We start from the raw sequence: 17231 nt of genomic DNA, 5'->3' as shown, positions 1-17231 counted from the left end.
CTTCAGTCTATCGGCGCGGCCCTGTCCGCCCCGGCTGCGAGCGGGGCGACGTCGACCAGCACCGCGTCGGCGTGGTCCTCGACGTAGTCCCGTACGACCGACTCGAAGCTCGGGTCGGGTTCCAGCCCGAGGGCGGCGGCGCGTGCGTTGTCGAAGACAGCGGGCCAGGAGCCCACGATGGCCTCGATGTCATGATCGGGTTCGATCGTCACCAGGTCGGCGACGGTGTCGCCGGCCATCCGCCGCAGCGTTGCCAGCATCTCGGCGACCGAAACCGTGAGCGCCGGAAGGTTCACCGGCACGCCGCCGTCGAGGCGGCCCGGCCCGACGCCTCGCTCGACCTCGGCGACGCGGAGGATGCCCGCGACCGTGCGCCGGGGCGAGGCCAGGGCCACCCGCAGCTCGGGATGCACCGGGCAGGTGGCCGGGAGGCCCGCGAGCGGCTCGCGGATGATGCCGGACAGGAAACCGGAAGCGGCCGCGTTCGGCTTGCCCAGCCGTACGGAGACGGTCATCAGGCGGGCGACGCGTCCGTCGACGAAGCCCCGGCGGGTGTAGTCCGCGATCAACTGCTCGCAGACGAGCTTCTGCGTCCCGTAGCTCGAGCGCGGTGTGGGCAGGGTCGACTCGCTGACCACCGGCGGCAGCGGCAGCATCGGGTCGCTGCCGTAGACCGCGACGCTGCTGGAGAACACCACCCGCGGCGTCGGGCCACCGGCGGCCGACTGTGCCCGGGCGGCTTCGAGGAGGGCGCGGGTCGTGCCCAGGTTTGCGCTCATGCCGAGGTCGAAGTCGGCCTCGCATGCGGCCGAGACCGCGGCGGCGAGGTGGATCAGCACATCGACCGGCTCGCCGAAGACCTCGTCGAGGTGGTCGATCAGGTCGCCCTGGACGACGTCCACGAGCGGATCAGCCGCCGCGGGCGAATCGGACGACACGATCCGGTCGGCGAGCACCAGCCGGTCGATCGGCGCACCACGGAACGTCCGCCTCTTCAGCAGTGTGGCGGCGACCTGTCGTCCCAGGAAGCCGAAGCCACCCGTGATGACGATCCTCATGCGCTTTCCCTTCGGGAGCTTCGGTAGTCGTTCAGCCAGCGGAGACCTTCGCTCGTGCCGGCGCGGGGGTGGTACTCGCAGCCGATCCACCCGTCGAAGCCCAGCTCGTCGATGACGTCGAGCAGGTGGCGGATGTTGAGCTCGCCCAGGTCGGGCTCGTGGCGGTCGGGCACGCCCGCGATCTGCAGATGTCCGACCCGGCCGGTCGGTACGTCGCGGCACAGGGTCGCGGTGAGGTCGCCCTCGACGATCTGGCAGTGGTAGAGGTCCAGTTGCACCTTGAGGTTCGAGGCTCCCACGTCCTGCACCGCGGCGTGGGCCTCGGCCTGGGTGGTCAGGAAGTATCCCGGCATGTCGCGGCCGTTGATGGGCTCGATCAGGAGGTCGACGTCCGCCGCGGCGGCCCGTTCCGCGCCCCAGGCGAGGTTGGTCAGGTAGGTGTCACGGTGCTTGGCCCGCTCGACCGGTGTCGCGTCCGGCCGGATGAGCCCGGCCATCAGATGCACCCGCGGGCTGCCGAGCTCCGCGGCGTACTCCAGTGCCCGGTCGATCCCGGAGCGCAGCTCCGCCTCGCGTCCGGGCAGTGCCGCCATCCCGCGCTCTCCGGACTCCCACGCTCCGGGAGGTGCGTTGAAGAGCACCTGCTTCAGGCCGTGGTCGTCGAGCCGGCGGCGCAGCTCGGTGGCGTCGTACGCATAGGGGAAGAGGTACTCGACGGCCTGGAAGCCGTCAGCCGAGGCCGCGGCGAAGCGGTCCAGGAAATCGTGCTCGGTGTACATCATGGAAAGGTTCGCTGCGAACCTCGGCATACTGGCTCCTGTGTTCCGGCCGGGGACGGCCCGGGTCAGTGATTGACGACGTGCTTCTTGGTGGTGAGCACCGCTGCGGCGCCGACGACGAGCGTGAACGCCAGGACGTACATCGGGATCGAGCCGGTGGCGCCCTTGATCGCGCCGATCATGTAGGGGCTGACGAAGCCGGCGAGGTTGCCGACCGAATTGATCACGGCGAGGCCGGCCGCCGCGGCGGTCCCGCCCAGGAACGCGGTGGGGAGCGACCAGAACAGCGGCGCGCAGGTCAGCACCCCGGCCGCGGCGCAGGACAGCGCGACGAGGGACAGCGCGGTCGACCCGGTCCAGCCGGCCGCCAGCGAGAACCCGACGGCACCCATGAGGGACGGGACGAGCAGGTGCCAGCGGCGCTCACGGCGCTTGTCCGCCGAACGCCCGAACAGGTTCATGGCGACCAGTGCGGCCACGAACGGCACGGCGCTGAGCCGAAGACGGCGTTCTCACGGGTGAGATCGGGGAGGCCGGCCGCCTTTGTCGCGGGCATGGACATGAGCGGAATCCTTCGTGCGGCTCAGGGGGATTCTCCGACTGGGAGGAGCTGGTCACCACGCGGCGCCGAACGTGTTCCTCAGTTCGGCGATCGCGTCGGCGGGGAGCGGCTCGGGTCGACGGTCGGTCAGGAGCCAGAGACGTGCCGTCTCCTCGAGTTCTTCGAGGACGGCGAGGGCGGTGGCCGCGTCGGGGCCCCACACCACGGGGCCCAGCCGGTCGAGCAGGACGGCCCTGATGGGCGTGCGGCTCGCTGCTCGCTCGGCGATACGGGCGGTCACCAGGTCGGCCACACGGGGGTCGCCGGGCCGATGGTAGGGGATGAGCGGGACGTGCCCGACCTTCATCACGTAGTAGGGCGTGATGGGCGGGAGCACGTCGTTCCTGCTCCACACGCCGGACAGGGTGAGTCCGACCAGGTGTGTGGAGTGGGTGTGGATGACGAACCGGGCCGTGGGGTCGGCCGCATAGATGCGCCGGTGGAGCACCAGGGTCTTGCTGGCCCGGTCGCCGGCGATCTGTTCGCCGTCGGCGCCGACCAGCGCGATGCGGTCGGGTTCGAGGAAGCCCAGGGCGGCGTCGGTGGGCGTGATCAGATGGCGGTCGCCGACCCTGGCGCTGATGTTCCCGGCGCTGGCGTGGACGTAGCCCCGGGCGAACAGGCTCGTGCCCACCCGGACGATTTCGGTGCGTGCCTCGTCGACGGCCTCGTCGTGCGCTTGGTCGTCGGCGGTGTCCAGAAGCTGGGTCATGAGGTCTCTCGGTCCAGGAGGGCGAATGAGGAGGTGAAGAAGTCAGGGCTGCCGAAGTTGCCGGACTTGAGCGTGATGTGGAGCGTGTCGCCGCCGGGAAGGGTCGCGGCGCACCACGGCACACCGGGGTCGATCTGCGGTCCGATCCGGAGCGCGGTGATCCCGAGCGCCTGGACGACCGCTCCCGAGGTCTCGCCGCCGGCGACGACGAGCCGTCGGACCCCGCGCTCCACAAGGCCCTGTGCCACGCGGGCCAGGGTCCGCTCCACGAGCTCACCGGCCTCGGTGGCGCCGAGCCGGCCCTGGACGGTGCGAACGGTGCCGGGTGACTCGGTGGAGTAGACGAGGACCGGCCCGTCGTCCAGGTGCGACTCGGCGAAGGCCAGGGCCTCGCCGGCCACGTCGTCACCGGCCGCGATGCGCAACGGGTCCACACTGAACGCGGGCCGGCCGCTGCGCAGGAACTGAAGGACCTGGCGGTTCGTGGCGACGGAGACCGAGCCGGAGACGACGGCCGCGTGGCCGCCGGATGGTGGCAGCTGTGCGGCGGCGCGGGACGGCTTGAACCCCCAGTTCGCGGGCAGACCGATCGCCAGGCCCGAGCCCGCGGTCACCAGGGGCAGCCCCTGTACCGCCGCTCCCAGGCGCACGAGGTCGTCGTTGGAGACGGCGTCGACGATGGCCATCCCGAAGCCGTCCTCGCGCAGGTCGTCGATGCGCGCCCGGATCGCCTCGGCGCCGTCGGCGACGACGGAGTGATCGATGAGGCCGACCGTTCGCGTGGTCTGCGCACCGAGGACGGAGATCAGGTTGGAGTCGGTCATCGGTGTGAGCGGGTGGTGGCGCATGCCGCTCTCGCTGAGCAGTACGTCGCCGACGAAGAGATGGCCCTTGAAGACCGTGCGTCCGTTGTCGGGGAACGCGGGCGTGGCGATCGTGAAGTCGGTGCCCAGCGTGTCCATCAGGGCTTCGGTGACCGGCCCGATGTTGCCGGCGCGTGTCGAGTCGAAGGTGGAGCAGTACTTGAAGTAGATCTGTTCGGCACCCGCGGACCGCAACCAGGCCAGTGCCCGCAGCGACGCCTCGACGGCCTCGGTCGCCGGGGTGGTCCGCGACTTGAGTGCGATGACCACGGCGTCCGCGTCCATCGCCTCCTCAGTGCCGTCCTGCGGCACGTCGATCAGCTGGACCACACGCATGCCCGCGTGTACCAGGTTGTTGGCCAGGTCCGTGGCGCCAGTGAAGTCGTCGGCGATGCAGCCGAGTCGGATTGCCATGTCAGACCTCCGCCGACTTGGGCAGGTCGATCCCCGGGAAGATCTTGATGACCGCGCTGTCGTCCTCGCTTCCCAGACCGGACGCCGAGGCCTGGAGGAACATCTGGTGGGCGGTGGCGGCGAGGGGGAGCGGGAACCGCTCGGGCCTGGCGGAGTCGAGGACGATCCCCAGGTCCTTGACGAAGATGTCGACCGTTGACAGGGGTGTGTAGTCACCGGCGAGCACATGCGCCATGCGGTTCTCGAACATCCACGAGTTGCCGGCGCTGTGCGTGATGACCTCGTAGAGCGCCTCCGCCGGAACACCGGCCTTGATGCCCAGAGCCATCGCCTCGGCGGCCGCGGCGATGTGCACGCCCGCGAGCAACTGGTTCACGATCTTGACCTTCGAGCCCAGTCCCGCGCGGTCTCCAAGGCGATAGACCGTGCTGCTCATCGCCTCGAGCACCGGATCGGCGACCGCGTAGGCCGCGTCCGAGCCGGACGTGATCATCGTGAGCTCGCCGGCCGCCGCGCGCGCGGCGCCACCGGAGACGGGGGCGTCCAGGTAGAGCACGCCCTTCTCGGCCAGACGCGCCTCCAGCGCGGCGGACCAGCCGGGGTCCACCGTTGAGCACATCACGAAGACAGCGCCCGGGCGGAGCCGGTCGGCCGCCCCGCCGGCACCGAACAGCACCGACTCGACCTGCGCCGCGTCGACCACCACGCTCACCAGGACGTCCACGGCGGCCGCCAGATCGCCGGGGGAGGCGAATGCCGTCCCGCCGTCACGGGCGAACGCGGCGGCCACGTCCGGTCGCAGGTCGTGGACCCCTACGTCGTAGCCCGCGTTCCGCAGGCTGCGGGCCATGCCGAGACCCATGGCTCCGAGCCCCACCACGCCCACGTGCGGCGGTGCTGGATTGTCCTGGCCGTTCATGTTCGTCCTCGTCTTGCTGTGCGGTCCGGTGCAGGTCACCGTAGTGACCAGGTCATATGATGACCTGAGGATGTCGATTAGGCTCCTGTGATGTGCGTCACGCACGGGTCGGCGGGTGCGGAGCACCCGGCGTTGTCCGGGTGTCAGGCGTTGAGCGCGTCGATGAGGGCCTTGGTGACGTCGGCGGTGGTGGCGGTGCCGCCGAGGTCGCGGGTGAGGATGCCCGCGGCGGTCGTGGTCTCGATCGCCCGGTTCAGGCGGTCGGCCTGGTCGGGCAGCCCGAGGTGGTCGAGCATGAGGGTGCGGAGGTCAGCAGGGCGGTCCTCGCCTTCGAGCTGTGCGCCGAGGAGGCCAAGCGGATCGGCGGCGAGTACAGGATCCGGTAGCGGTCCTACGGCACGAGCGGGTTTCCTTCAAAGGCCTTCTGCGCGGAGGCGATCGCCGCATCGACGTCTGCACGCGACGACTCTTTCAGCGTCGCGAGCGGCTCTCCGCCGAACGGCGAGACAACCGTCATCTGCTCGGAACCGGATCCGTCCGCGTTGTCGATGAGGAGGCCTGGAGTCGTGGAGGAATGGCGTGCGGGGGAAGACATGGCTGGCTCTCCCTCGCCGATGTCGGGTGCGACCGCCTCGATGAACTCGCCGTTCACCAGCACGTCGGCGGTGGTGAAGTCACCGATGCCGTCGTCCATGGTGATCACGGTGCCCTGCCGCAGCAGAACCCGCCGCTCACTCGTTGTCCACTCCTGTGTGAACAGGGACTGACAGGCCTATACGAACCATCATGACGCTGCCCTCCGTTTCGGGAACCGGCCGACGGCACCCGAAATCCGGACCGGAGACGACCGGGCTGCAGCTGTTCGGGGGAGACGACCACCCACCGTCGACCGGCCTCGGCGGCACGAAGCGGTGGCGCCCGCGAGCCGTTCCGGGCTCGTGGGCGCCACCTCGGAGGGGCCGGTGCCTGCGTCCGTCAGGTGTTGAGGAGCCGCAGGTCGATCGCGTCGGCCATCGCCTTCATGCCCTCGTCGTTGGGGTGGATGTGGTCGCCCGAGTCGTAGGCCGGATTGAGGGCGGCCGGGTTCGCGGGGTCGCGCATGGTCTGGTCGAAGTCGATGACGCCGTCGAAGGCGCCGCTGGTGCGGATCCACTGGTTGACGCTCTGGCGGAGCGTCTCGGCGGCGGGCGTGTAGTACCCGTTGCCCTGGTCGGGCATCAGTGTCGCGCCGACGACGTTGACGTGGGCGGCGTGTGCCTCTTCGATCAGGGTGCGGTAACCGTTGATGAGGTCCTGGGCAGTCAGCGGCTGGCCGTCGGGTCCGGCGTTGTTGCCGATGTCGTTGATGCCCTCGAAGAGGATCACGTCCTTGACGCCTGGCTGGCCGAGGGCGTCGTGGCCGAAGCGCTTGAGGGCGCTGACGCCCTGCCACAGGTTGGGGACGTCCGTGAGGACCCGGTTGCCGCCGATGCCGGCGTCGACGACACTCAGCTTCTGCGGGCCCGGTTCGGCACCCAGCCGGCGTCCGAGGAAGTCGGGCCACCGGGTGTAGGTGCCGGTCGAGGAGTGGTAGCCGTCCGTGATGGAGTCGCCGAAGGCGACGACGGTGCCCTTCGCGGTCGTTGACAGGACGTCCAGCCCTGCCAGGTAGTACCACGAGGTCGTGGTGGTGCCGAACGCGGCGGCGCTGTCGTCACCGGTGTGGTTGCCGGAGGCGATGTAGGTGGTGTCGAATGCGTCCGAGTGCCAGGTCGACATGCCCGTCGTGCCGGGCACGTAGAGGCTGACGAGCAGGTTCTCCCCGGCGCTGACCGAGATCGGGATGACATCGCTGACGGCCTCTTCGCCGGCGGGGACCGTGACGTGGCCGGAGTTGCCGAAGGTGACGTTCCGAGTGGTGCCGCGCGTCGCCTCTCCACCGCTCGCCTGGACGGCCACGTCCACGGCGCTGACATCGAGCGCGGTGGTGCTGTACCGATTGGACAGGGTGATGCGCGCGCCCGAGCCCGCGACGCTGCTGTGCACCACCATCCGGATGGTCTGGTTGTCGAAGGACGGGCCGCCGGTCGTCATGCTGGGCGACCAGGCACTGACCCGGGTGCCCTTGCCCTGGGACGAAGACGTGGCGGCGCTCGCCACGTTCGCGGTGGTCAACGGAACGACCGTGAGGGTCATGCCGGTCAGCGCGCCGACCACTGTCAGCAAGGACCTGCGACGCGGTCGGTGACCCGCCGCCATGCTTCCCTTGTTGGGGGACATCGTCGATCTCCACTCTTCTCGTCGTCCGCGGAGGGCTGGGCTCACCGGCTCCGGCTGAGGTGCCAGGAGGCGCGCGAAACGGAAACATCCCCGTGCCCACCCGGCGAAGACGGGCAGCACGCCGCGGACACCATGAATCCCCATCTCGGCGGGGACTTTCGAAATGACACGTCATGGGGGGGGCTCGGTCGGCGGCTGCGCATAAGCCGCCCGCCCATGTGGCGGTCAGGGGTTCGTCCTGACCGCCACGATCAGCGCGGCGACGCCTCCGCCGGCAGGGCGTCGTTGCGCGGGCCGGACGGGCCGTCCGGTCGCGTGTGCCGTATCGGCCTCAGCCGAGGTTGCCCAGCGTGACGGACTCACCGGGCTTGAGGCTGATCCTCCGCGAAGTGCCGCCCGCGAAGACGGTCGTGTCACGGCCGCCGACGCTCTTCAGCGTCACCTGGCTGACCTTGCCGTTCTTCCACCTGAGGTCGGCGACGAAGCCGCCACGGACGCCGACGCCGGATATCGAGCCCGATGCCGCCCAGGCGGCGGGCAGGGCGGGCAGCAGTTCGACATGACCGGGCCGCGAGTAGACCAGCATCTCGATGATCGCGGAGGGGGTGCCGAAGTTCGCGTCGATCTGGAAGATGCCGCGGCCCTGCCCCATGTCCATGATGTCGAAGAGGTTCGGCGCGGTGCCGTTGCTGCCGCCCACCGACGGCTTGAGGTTGTTGACGACGAGCTGGTAGGCGTTCTCCGCGTTCTTCAGCCGTGACCAGCACAGGCTGCGCCAGGCGTTGGACCAGCCGTAGCTGTTCATGCCGCGGGCGGTCAGGAGGGCCGTCGCGCCGGCCAGGATGTCCTTCGGCGTGGAGTCGTCCGGGCGGATCCGGTCGCCGGGGAAGAGACCGATGAGCGGTGAGAGGTGCCGGTGTGTGGTCTCACCGAGGTTGTCGGGCGACATCCACTCCTCCAGCCAGCCGGTCTTGGGGCTGACCACGGGCAGGTACAGGCGCTGACGCAGACCGTCGATGGTCGCGCTGTAGGAGGTGTCCTTGCCGAGTAGCTGCGTTGCGGTGCGGTAGTTGCCGAAGAGGTTCCACACCAGTTCCTGGGCGTAGGTGATGCCCTTGGCATCGAGCGGACCCTGCTCGGGCGACCAGTCACTGTCGGCGATCAGGACCTCGCGCGAGGCTCCGGAGGCGTCGGTGACGGTCGTGGTGATGAGGCGTGCCTCCCAGAACTCCACGGCACCCTTGATGAGGGGGTAGATCTTCTCGAGGTAGGCGCGGTCCTGGGTGTACTCGTAGTGCTCGAACAGGTTCTGGCAGAGCCAGGCGTTGCCGGCCGGGTGCCACCACCACCCGCCTCCGCCATAGGGGTTGGTGGAGATGGCGACGGTCCAGCCGGCGATCCTGCCGCTGGAGTTGCGATATCTGTTGGTCGGGCTGTTGAACAGCCGCCGGGTGACGTCCGTCCAGGAAGGCAGCTGCGCGAGACAGTAGTCCGCGAAGGCGTCGAAGCAGTCGGACAGGCCCGCCCGGTCGGCCATCCAGTAGTTCATCTGGACGTTGATGTCGGTGTGGTAGTCGCCCATCCAGTCCGGGTCGTTGCCGTCCAGCCACGGGCCCTGGAGGCCCATCGGCAGGCTGCCCCGCGACCCGGAGATCATCAGGTAGCGGCCGAACTGCAGGTAGGCGGCCTCGAGTTCCGGGTCGGGGACGTTGTCCCGGTAACGGGCCTGGACCCGTTGCCAGGTGTCCAGCTTGCGCTGTGTGGCGGACGATGTGCCGAGGTTGATGTCGAGCTGCTCGAACGCCGGGCGGAAGTCGGCGACATGGGTGTGCAACAGGGTGCTCGCGGAGTGGCCTGCCGCGTTGAGGACCTTGGTCCTCGCCAGGCGCTCCGGGTCCAGGGACGGGTCGCGGAACCCGGCGGCCGCGTCGGGCGCGTAGTCCGTGCCGCCGCTGACGACGACGGTGAGGTCCTTGCAGCCGTCGAAGGAGATCGACGTGCCGTTGACGGCTACCGTGCCGCTGCTGCTGTACGCGGTGACGGCGGCGCCGTACTTCAGCCCGTTGGCGAGGGAGGCGCCGAACGAGGCGTAGCGCCCGGCGCTGTCGGCGGTGGTGGACTCGCCGTGCGTGCCGGCGAGGGAGACGGTACCGGTGTAGGTGCCGCCGCCCTGCTGGGAGAAGTACAGGACGATGACGTCGTCGGGACGGCTGGCGAAGATCTGCCGCTCGTAAGTGACGCCGGACAGGTCGTACGACGCGCTGACGAGGCCCTGGCCCAGGTCGAGGGACCGACGGTAGTTGTCGACGGAGCCCAGGTCGTGGCCGGGGATGTCGACGGTGAGCTTGGCCAGCAGGGTCAAGGAGCCGAAGTCGTCGCGGCCGTAGGGGAACTGGCCGTCGCTCTGCAGGGTGTCGTTGCGACCACCGGTCCACAGGGTGGCATCGGTGATCGTCAGCAGTTCACTGGAGGGGTCGTTGCTCGCGAGCGCCCCGAGGCGCCCGTTCCCGACCGGCAGACCCTGCTGGATCATCGAGTTGGCCGAGCCGGGAGCCTGCCACCACAGCTGGTTCTTCGCGGCGTCGGCCGCGGACAGCAGGGGCGAGGAGGTCGGTCGCTGGGGGGCCGCCGAGGCGGTGAAGGCGGGCAGACCGCCGAGGGCGGCGGCCGTACCGGCTGCGGCCGCGAGGGCGAGGAAGCCCCTTCGGCTCGGGTGGTTGTCGCGCGATTCGGTGTGCTGAGCGTCCACGTTGTGCACTCCATGTCCGGAGAACGGCGCATGCGGGAACGACGGATGTGGGCCGTCGCGTTGTGTGAGGAGAGTACGCCGGGCGTTGGCACGCCCGGATGCTGCGGGACCGTTTGGGGGGCGGGGACGGTCCCCGGGCGCGGGGCCCGGGCGATGTCACTCCCGGGCCCCGTGGGAGGGGTCAGGCGGACTTGGGTACGTCGATCCTGTCGATGTCAGGTGAGTAGTCCCAACCGCTGTCGAACGTGATGGTGTTGGAGCCCGCCTTCAGGGCCAGCTGGACGCTGACGGTGTCGACCGTGTTCCAGTCGCCGGTGGAGGGGAATCTCAGGCTGGTGCCGTTGCCGCTGTTGGAGTAGACGGTCACCGAGCGGGAGTCGCCGCTGACGTAGGCGACGTTGACGGTGTAGATGCCGTCCTTCTTCACCGTGATGTCGTTGAACTGCAGCTTGCTGTCGAGGTAGAGGTTGCCGACCTTCTTGCCGCCGGAGCAGGCGTCGCATGTCGCGACGGAGGCGTTGCCGGTCAGGGTGTTGTTCGCGGACTCGGCCTCGTAGCCGGTGGTCGCCAGCGGGGTGCCGCCGGGCTTGACGGTGAACAGCCGCGAGCCGTGTGCGGGCAGCGTCGCGGTGATGCTGTTCTTGTGCGTTCCGAGGTCCTGGCGGTTCCACAGGTCTCGCACGGAGGCGGCCCCGGTGAAGCCGAAGGATGCCCAGTTGGCGGTGACGGACGCCGACGAGTTGCCGAGGTTGAACAGGGCGACGGTGTAACTGCCGTCGGAGTTCTTGGTTCCCCAGACCTGCTGGTCGCCCATCGGGGTGACAGGACGTGCGACGGGCGAGTCGTTCTGGTCGACGGCGATGACTTCCTGGTTGGTCAGCAGGGAGAGGCCGTAGCTGTCCAGCTTGGTGAGGTCGTCACCGGTGAACAGAGGCGACTTGTTGATGGCCCACAGGGTCATGTAGCTCTGCCGCTCGGCGTTGGTGAGGCCGTCCATCGCCCCGTTGCCGACGTCGATCGCGTCGAGGTCGTTCCAGCCGCCCGGGCCGGCCTTGCTGCTCCACGCCGGGGCGTCGTTCCACCGGTCGTTGACCGAGTTCTCCCAGGTGACCAGGGTGTTGCAGTAGCACTCGACGTCGGTGTCGATGCGCCAGCCGTTGGAGTACTTCTTCCAGTCGGCGGCGTGATTGATGTCGAGCGACCAGGAGAGCTCGAAGTGGATGGGGCGCCCGGTGTCGGCGATGGCCTTGTGCCAGGCGGCGACGTCCGCGACGTTGTTGTAGTTGTCACCGGACTTGAACGAGCCGGGGCCCACCCCGTCCAGCTTGAGGAAGTCGTATCCCCACCCCGCGAGCATCTGCGCCTGCGAGTCGATGTACTTCTGCGCGCAGGGGTTGTCGAAGTTCAGCTTGTAGGCGCTGTCCCAGCCGTTGGTGGTGCGCAGGTCCGGGTAGACGGCGTCCGCGGTGGTGCAGCCGGGGGCGTTCCAGATCGGCACCTTGCCGTCGCCGTACGCCCCCTTCTCCAGGCCGACGGGCAGGTAGATACCCGCCTTGAGGCCCTTGGAGTGGATGTGATCGGCGACCGACTTCATGCCGTTGGGGAACCGGACCGGGTCGGGCGTCTGCCGGCCGTACTGGTCGTACTCGGGCGTCCAGTTGTTGTCCATCCACCACCCGGCGTCGATGTTGACGTAGTCGTAGCCGTACTTCTTCAGCGTGGTGGCAAGGGCGTCCGCCTGCTTCAGGACGTTCGCCTCGGTGAGGTAGCTGTAGTTTCCGTTCGGGTTCAGACCCGGGTACTGGGAGGACTGCATGCTCCAGCTGGACCAGCCCATGTACGGCTTGGCCGCGATACCGGAGTCGGCGTCCGCCGTGGTCGCGGCCGAGGTGACGGCTGCGGTCGTGGACTTGGAGACGGCGGCTGTCGCCTGGGTGGCGGCCGGGACCGCTGTGGCGAGTCCGGCCGTGACGGCCAGGACCAGCATGCCTCTGATGGTACGGCGCGGAGAGCCGGCGAGGGCTTCGCGCAGAGCTCTGTACGGGGATGACCGCATGGGTCGCCTCCTGGTGGTGGGGTGAGCGGGATCGCGCGGTACCCGGTGGGGGACGGGTGTTGTTCCGGGCAGGGGACGGGCGTGGTACCGGCCAGGGCGCCGGGGAAGCGGTCGCGTGGCCGAATGCCAGGGCGTCGGGGCGGCGGCTCAGCCCTTGCCCGAGCCGATGGTGAGTCCGCTGATGAACTGGCGCTGCAGCGCGAAGTACACCAGCAGCGTGGGGATCGCGGTCATGAGGGCACCTGCCGCGATGAGGTTGGGATTGGTGAAGTACGCGCCCTGGAGATTGGCCAGTGCGGAGGTGATCGGACGCTTGTCACCCGTCTCGATCAGCGCGAGTGACCAGAAGAAGTCGTTGTAGATCCAGATGGCTTCCAGGGTCGCGAGCGCCGCGAACGCCGGTCGGCACAGCGGCAGAACGATCTGGAAGAACTGCCGCCACACCGGGGCACCGTCCACGAGAGCGGCTTCGAAGATCTCTTTGGGGAGCGTCTTCATGTAGTTGCTCAGCACGAACGTGCAGAAGCCGCACTGGTAGGCGATGTGGATGAAGATGATGCCCCAGAGCGAGTTGTAGACGAGCAGGGAGTCACTCATCCAGCCGGGCAGCGGTAGCAGAAGGTACAGCCGGTACAGCGGTGTGATCAAGACTTGTGCGGGGAGCAGGTTTCCCGCGGTGAAGAGCATCAGCAGCGCGACGTTCCAGCGGAAGTCGAACCGCGAGACGAAGAAGGCCACGGCTGCGGCGAACAGCAGGGTGCCGAGCACTGCCGGAACGGTGATGAGCACCGAGTTCCAGAAGAAATGCGGCATCCCCGACTGGTGCCAGGCGTCCGAGAAGTTCTGCAGGCTGATGCTGTGCGGCCAGGACAGATACCCGTGCCGGGTGGTGTCGGAGTAGGGGCGCAGTGAGGTGTACACGGCCCAGAGCAGCGGGACGAGCCACAGCAGTGCGATGGCGCCGAGCATGACGTGGCGTCCGGTCTGACGCTTCGGCCCTCCGGAGCCCGCGGCCTGATGCGTCGGCGAGGGGTGTGACCGGTGGACCGGCGGCGTGGCGGTCGTGGTCACTGGTCCTCCTTGCGGAATGTCTGGACGAGGAACGTCCCGATCGCGGCCAGGGAGACGAGGAGCAGGATGACCGCGAGCGCGGACCCGTATCCGATGTGGCTGGACTCGCCGATGATGTTGTCGGTGATGAGCAGCGACAGCAGCTCCATGCCGGGCTTGCTTCCGGTACCGCCGCCGAGCACGTAGACGACGTCGAAGGCGCGCAGTGACTCCATGACGGTGACGACCAGGATGATGACGTTGACCGGCTTCAGGGCCGGCACCACCACCTTCAGGAAGGTCTGGCGTCCGTTGGCGCCGTCGAGCGCGGCCGCCTCCTTCAGGGCGGGGTCGAAGCCCTTCAGTCCGGCAAGATAGAGGATCATGATGTAGCCGGCGTGCCGCCAGCCGGAGGCGACCAGGACGGCCCACAGGTTGAGGTTGGGATCGCCCAGCCAGTCGATGTGGTGGCCGATCACACCGTCGAGCAGCCCGGTGTCGGGGTTGTAGATGATCTCCCAGATGAAGCCGACGACCGCCAGGGACAGCACCATCGGCATGAAGATCGCGGTCTGGTAGACGCGGGTGAAACGGATTTTGTGGTCCAGGTGGTAGGCCAGGAAGACCCCGAACGGAGTGGGGAGCAGGGCCGTGAACAGCAGCCAGATCAGGTTGTGCCCGACGGCCGGCCAGAACGGCGGGTAGTTGGTGAAGATCTGGTGGTAGTTGCCCAGACCGACCCAGTGGATGTCGGACAGGCTGAGACCTTCCCAGCTGGTGAAGGACAGGCCGATGGAGGCCAGCGCCGGCAGCCACACGAAGACCAGCAGGGCGAGGAACGGGATGCCGACGGCGAGAGTCAGGAAGAGGCGGTCACCAGGACCGAGCCGGCGAGGACGACGGTGTGCGCGCGACGGCGGCCGAGGCGCGCTGCGTACGGAGGACATGGTGAACCTCTCCGGCGGGATCAGGCCGCGAAGAAGCGCGAGCGCTGTGACTCGATCTTCTTGAGCAGGGCTGATCCGTCGTCGGGGTGGTTCAGCCACTCGGTGAATCCGGGCTCGACCACGGTGGAGATGAATCCAGGGTCGCTGTCGCGGTCACCGAACTGGGTGATGTGCTTGGCACCCGCGATGAGTTCGGCCGCCTTCTTCTGCAGGGCGTTGTACGAACCGGTGCCGGCACCGGAGTTGACGGCCACGTTGCTCGGGTCGATGCCCATGTAGATGCCTTCGGCCTTCGCGCCGCCGAGGAACTCGAGGAACTTGGTGGCACCGTCGCGGTTCTTCGGCCTGCGGCTGAGCATGAAGCCGTCGGTCGGCGCCTCGACGGTGTCCTGACCGTATGTCGGGTCGATCTCCGGGAAGGGGAAGAAGTCGATGTCGGACCGGAGGGAGTCGTCGGTGACCTGCTGGCCGAGGAAGAGGCCGATGATCGCCATTCCGGACTTCTTGTCGAGTAGCGACTGCGCGGCGTCCTGCCAGGAGCGGCCGCCGGCGTTGGTCTGGTAGTAGGGGGTGAGTTCGCGCCACAGGTCGATGGTCTTGGCCGCGCGGGCGTCCGTCCAGGCGACCTGACCCCTCATCAGGGCCATGTGGAAGTCGTAGCCGTTGGCGCGGAGGTTGAGGTAGTCGAAAGCGCCGAGGATGCTCCAGCTGTCGCCGCCGCCGTAGCCCGAGGCGATCGGCGAGAGGCCGTCCTTCTTCATCTGCTTGGCCAGTGCGACGAACTGGCTCCAGGTCGTGGGGATCTGGTAGCCGTGCTGCTGGAAGACGCTCTTACGGTAGAAGACGGCCCATGGGTAGTTGTAGAGCGGGATGAAGTAGTACTTCCCGTCCTCGCCCTTGGACAGCTGCTTGGTGGCGTCGCTGTAGCCGGCGCCTATCTTCGCCCACACGTCGTCAATGGGGCTGGCCAGGCCCTTTTTGGCGAAGTACTGCATGCGGTAGCCGGCGAACCAGGTGAAGACGTCGTCCGGGGTGCCCTGCAGGTAGGTGGAAATACTCTTCTGGAAGGTGTCGTGGTCGACGACGTTCGTCTTGACCGTGAGGCCGCTGTCCTTCTGGAAGGTGTCCGTCACCGCGGCGTAGGCCTTCTTGGGGGTGGCGTCCCCGCCATTCGACCCGAATGTCACCGTCTTCGGGTCGGACCCGGCCCCTGCGCCGCAGGCGGCGAGAGCGGGCACGGCCAGGGCGCCGGCCCCGACACCGACCAGCCCCTGGAGCACGGTTCTGCGGCTGGGGCCTGCGGCGGTGATTAGAGGGCTGCGGCTCTGCAGCGTCATTGCTACTCCTCGTACGTATCTGATCCGATGAAGGACTGGATGGCGGTGGCCGCGGCCCCGCGCGCCCACTCCTCGAAGGGCAGGGGACGTGTCATCACGTCGCATTGCGAAGCGGTACCGAAGGCGGACGCGGCGAACGCGTCGCGGATGCCCTCGGCGAAAAGGTCGTAGGCGGCCAGGCCCTCCCCGGAGATGATCACCCGCTCGGAACCGAGGATGTTCACCAGGGACCCGATGGCCTTGCCGATGGCCTCGCCGGCCCGTGCGTAGACCGCTCGGACACCGGGGTCTCCGCTGTGGGCCAGCTCCAGCGCCTCGGCCGCAGCGGTCACCTGCTTGCCCGTGGCCTCGCGCACTGCGCGGAGTATCGCGGGGTCCGCCGCGATCGCCTCCACGCACCCCCGGTTGCCGCAGTGGCAGAGCGGGCCGAGCGGGTCGAGGGACAGATGCCCGATCTCGCCGGCCACGCCGTGCGCGCCCGACACTACCCGTCCGTGCACCACCAGGCCACAGCCGATACCGGCGCCCACGGTCACCAAGGCGAAGTTCATAAGTCCGACTCCGGCCCCGAACCAGTGCTCGGCGACCGTGAGCGCCCGCACGTCGTTGTCGACCGTGACCGGCAACCCGGTCGCGGTCCCGACGATCTCGGCAAGCGGTACGTCCCGCCACTCCAGGAAGGGCGAGTAGCGGACCACACCGTCCGCGCGGTCCACATCCCCCGAGATCGCGATGCCCAACCCCCGCACCCGCACGCCGAATCCGTCAGCCTCCGTGAGCAACTCCTGCACCAGTGAGGTGATGGCGGGGAGCACTGCCTCAGGTTCGCGGCCCGTGAGCGGTACGTGCCGGGCGATCCGCATACGGCAGCACAGGTCGGCCAGCACGGCGATGATCTCGTCGCCTGTCACCTTGATCCCGATGAACAGTGCCCTTCCCGCCTCCACCCACACCAGGCTGGCCGGACGTCCCACAGCGGGCCGCGCCCCTTCGTCCACACCCTCGACCAGATAGCCGAGCTCCATCAGCGGCCGAACTGCCTTGGTGACCGCGGCGGGGGAGAGCCTGGTCCGCCGCGCTATCTCGGTCCGGGTGAGCGGACCGTGCGAGAGCAGGGTGGTGAAGACCAGGGAAGCAGCCGGCGCCATCGCCGGGACCGTCTCGCGAGGGGAGGTCGAGCGCATGGCCGGAAACCTAGGGTGGTTCTTTTCCGCTGTCAATGAAAAAACTGTTCTTCTTCTGAAGGGCGCACTGATGGCACGTTGAGCCTGGGAAAGATAGATCTACCGCAGCTGTTGGCACCCGATCGAAGGGCAGGGTTGGCTGCTCACCGCTCTTGTGCGGCCCTGTCCGAACGTGAGGACCAATGTCTGCCATCTCCTTCGATCCCGCTTCCGGCGTCTGGCTGCCATGCACCGGGTGCACGGCGTACGCGATGTGGATCGACCCCACCGGAGCGCCCTGCCGCCTCGCCTGAGGACCTCCGT

At 68.5% G+C, this 17231-nt stretch carries 15 protein-coding genes; all 15 read right to left on the bottom strand.

From position 1 onward, the window contains the following. Positions 1-2: 2 nt before the first annotated feature. Entirely contained in the window at positions 3-1058 is a 1056-nt protein-coding gene (denD, locus tag AB0N14_RS09740) for a D-erythronate dehydrogenase (RefSeq protein WP_366025130.1), read from the bottom strand. Beyond that, positions 1055-1867, bottom strand: a complete 813-nt coding sequence (gene otnI, locus AB0N14_RS09735) for a 2-oxo-tetronate isomerase (RefSeq protein WP_366025129.1) — start codon at positions 1865-1867, stop codon at positions 1055-1057. The genes denD and otnI overlap by 4 nt, the downstream gene beginning before the upstream one ends. Positions 1868-1902: 35 nt before the next feature. Further along, positions 1903-2325 carry a hypothetical protein gene (locus AB0N14_RS09730; protein WP_366025128.1) on the bottom strand — a complete coding sequence of 141 codons (423 nt, stop codon included), beginning with the start codon at positions 2323-2325 and terminating at the stop codon, positions 1903-1905. A gap of 126 nt (positions 2326-2451) precedes the next feature. Continuing rightward, on the bottom strand, positions 2452-3150 hold the full coding sequence (locus tag AB0N14_RS09725) for an aldolase (RefSeq protein WP_366025127.1): 699 nt from the start codon (positions 3148-3150) through the stop codon (positions 2452-2454). Then, the gene (gene otnK / locus AB0N14_RS09720) at positions 3147-4427 is read right to left on the bottom strand and encodes a 3-oxo-tetronate kinase (RefSeq protein WP_366025126.1); all 1281 of its coding nucleotides are present in this window, start codon (positions 4425-4427) and stop codon (positions 3147-3149) included. The genes AB0N14_RS09725 and otnK overlap by 4 nt, the downstream gene beginning before the upstream one ends. A gap of 1 nt (position 4428) precedes the next feature. Next, positions 4429-5346 (bottom strand): L-threonate dehydrogenase, encoded by a 918-nt coding sequence (gene ltnD / locus AB0N14_RS09715; protein ID WP_366025125.1) that lies wholly within the window; start codon positions 5344-5346, stop codon positions 4429-4431. 143 nt (positions 5347-5489) lie between these two features. Continuing rightward, a complete protein-coding gene (locus AB0N14_RS09710; protein ID WP_366025124.1) occupies positions 5490-5642 on the bottom strand; it encodes a hypothetical protein in 153 nt (50 codons plus the stop codon). A gap of 95 nt (positions 5643-5737) precedes the next feature. Continuing rightward, positions 5738-6040, bottom strand: coding sequence for an aldehyde dehydrogenase family protein (locus tag AB0N14_RS09705; protein WP_366025123.1), 303 nt, complete (start codon positions 6038-6040; stop codon positions 5738-5740). A 281-nt stretch (positions 6041-6321) separates the two neighbouring features. Then, positions 6322-7605, bottom strand: coding sequence for an SGNH/GDSL hydrolase family protein (locus AB0N14_RS09700; protein WP_366025122.1), 1284 nt, complete (start codon positions 7603-7605; stop codon positions 6322-6324). Between the two features lie 331 nt (positions 7606-7936). Next, on the bottom strand, positions 7937-10354 hold the full coding sequence (locus tag AB0N14_RS09695; RefSeq protein ID WP_366025121.1) for a glycoside hydrolase N-terminal domain-containing protein: 2418 nt from the start codon (positions 10352-10354) through the stop codon (positions 7937-7939). Positions 10355-10535: 181 nt separating this feature from the next. Continuing rightward, positions 10536-12410, bottom strand: coding sequence for a carbohydrate-binding protein (locus AB0N14_RS09690; protein ID WP_366025120.1), 1875 nt, complete (start codon positions 12408-12410; stop codon positions 10536-10538). 147 nt (positions 12411-12557) lie between these two features. Continuing rightward, the gene (locus AB0N14_RS09685; RefSeq protein ID WP_366025154.1) at positions 12558-13379 is read right to left on the bottom strand and encodes a carbohydrate ABC transporter permease; all 822 of its coding nucleotides are present in this window, start codon (positions 13377-13379) and stop codon (positions 12558-12560) included. A gap of 98 nt (positions 13380-13477) precedes the next feature. Next, a complete protein-coding gene (locus tag AB0N14_RS09680; RefSeq protein ID WP_366025119.1) occupies positions 13478-14407 on the bottom strand; it encodes a sugar ABC transporter permease in 930 nt (309 codons plus the stop codon). A 20-nt stretch (positions 14408-14427) separates the two neighbouring features. Next, positions 14428-15744, bottom strand: coding sequence for an ABC transporter substrate-binding protein (locus AB0N14_RS09675; protein ID WP_366025118.1), 1317 nt, complete (start codon positions 15742-15744; stop codon positions 14428-14430). A 2-nt stretch (positions 15745-15746) separates the two neighbouring features. Further along, positions 15747-16928: an ROK family transcriptional regulator gene (locus AB0N14_RS09670; RefSeq protein ID WP_366025117.1), complete on the bottom strand. Its 1182-nt coding sequence runs from the start codon at positions 16926-16928 to the stop codon at positions 15747-15749. Positions 16929-17231: the final 303 nt, after the last annotated feature.

Source organism: Streptomyces sp. NPDC051104 (genome assembly GCF_040682835.1).
GTDB classification, from domain to species: Bacteria; Actinomycetota; Actinomycetes; order Streptomycetales; family Streptomycetaceae; genus Streptomyces; species Streptomyces cynarae.
The sequence above is the reverse complement of the archived record's forward strand: the minus strand, read 5'-3'. Positions and strand labels throughout refer to the sequence as shown.

Coding starts and splice junctions, on each gene's coding strand:
- denD (WP_366025130.1), bottom strand. CDS start 1,058: ATGAGGATCGTCATCACGGGTGGCTTCGGCTTCCTGGGACGACAGGTC.
- otnI (WP_366025129.1), bottom strand. CDS start 1,867: ATGCCGAGGTTCGCAGCGAACCTTTCCATGATGTACACCGAGCACGAT.
- AB0N14_RS09725 (WP_366025127.1), bottom strand. CDS start 3,150: ATGACCCAGCTTCTGGACACCGCCGACGACCAAGCGCACGACGAGGCC.
- otnK (WP_366025126.1), bottom strand. CDS start 4,427: ATGGCAATCCGACTCGGCTGCATCGCCGACGACTTCACTGGCGCCACG.
- ltnD (WP_366025125.1), bottom strand. CDS start 5,346: ATGAACGGCCAGGACAATCCAGCACCGCCGCACGTGGGCGTGGTGGGG.
- AB0N14_RS09710 (WP_366025124.1), bottom strand. CDS start 5,642: ATGCTCGACCACCTCGGGCTGCCCGACCAGGCCGACCGCCTGAACCGG.
- AB0N14_RS09705 (WP_366025123.1), bottom strand. CDS start 6,040: ATGGACGACGGCATCGGTGACTTCACCACCGCCGACGTGCTGGTGAAC.
- AB0N14_RS09700 (WP_366025122.1), bottom strand. CDS start 7,605: ATGTCCCCCAACAAGGGAAGCATGGCGGCGGGTCACCGACCGCGTCGC.
- AB0N14_RS09690 (WP_366025120.1), bottom strand. CDS start 12,410: ATGCGGTCATCCCCGTACAGAGCTCTGCGCGAAGCCCTCGCCGGCTCT.
- AB0N14_RS09685 (WP_366025154.1), bottom strand. CDS start 13,379: ATGCTCGGCGCCATCGCACTGCTGTGGCTCGTCCCGCTGCTCTGGGCC.
- AB0N14_RS09680 (WP_366025119.1), bottom strand. CDS start 14,407: ATGTCCTCCGTACGCAGCGCGCCTCGGCCGCCGTCGCGCGCACACCGT.
- AB0N14_RS09675 (WP_366025118.1), bottom strand. CDS start 15,744: ATGACGCTGCAGAGCCGCAGCCCTCTAATCACCGCCGCAGGCCCCAGC.
- AB0N14_RS09670 (WP_366025117.1), bottom strand. CDS start 16,928: ATGCGCTCGACCTCCCCTCGCGAGACGGTCCCGGCGATGGCGCCGGCT.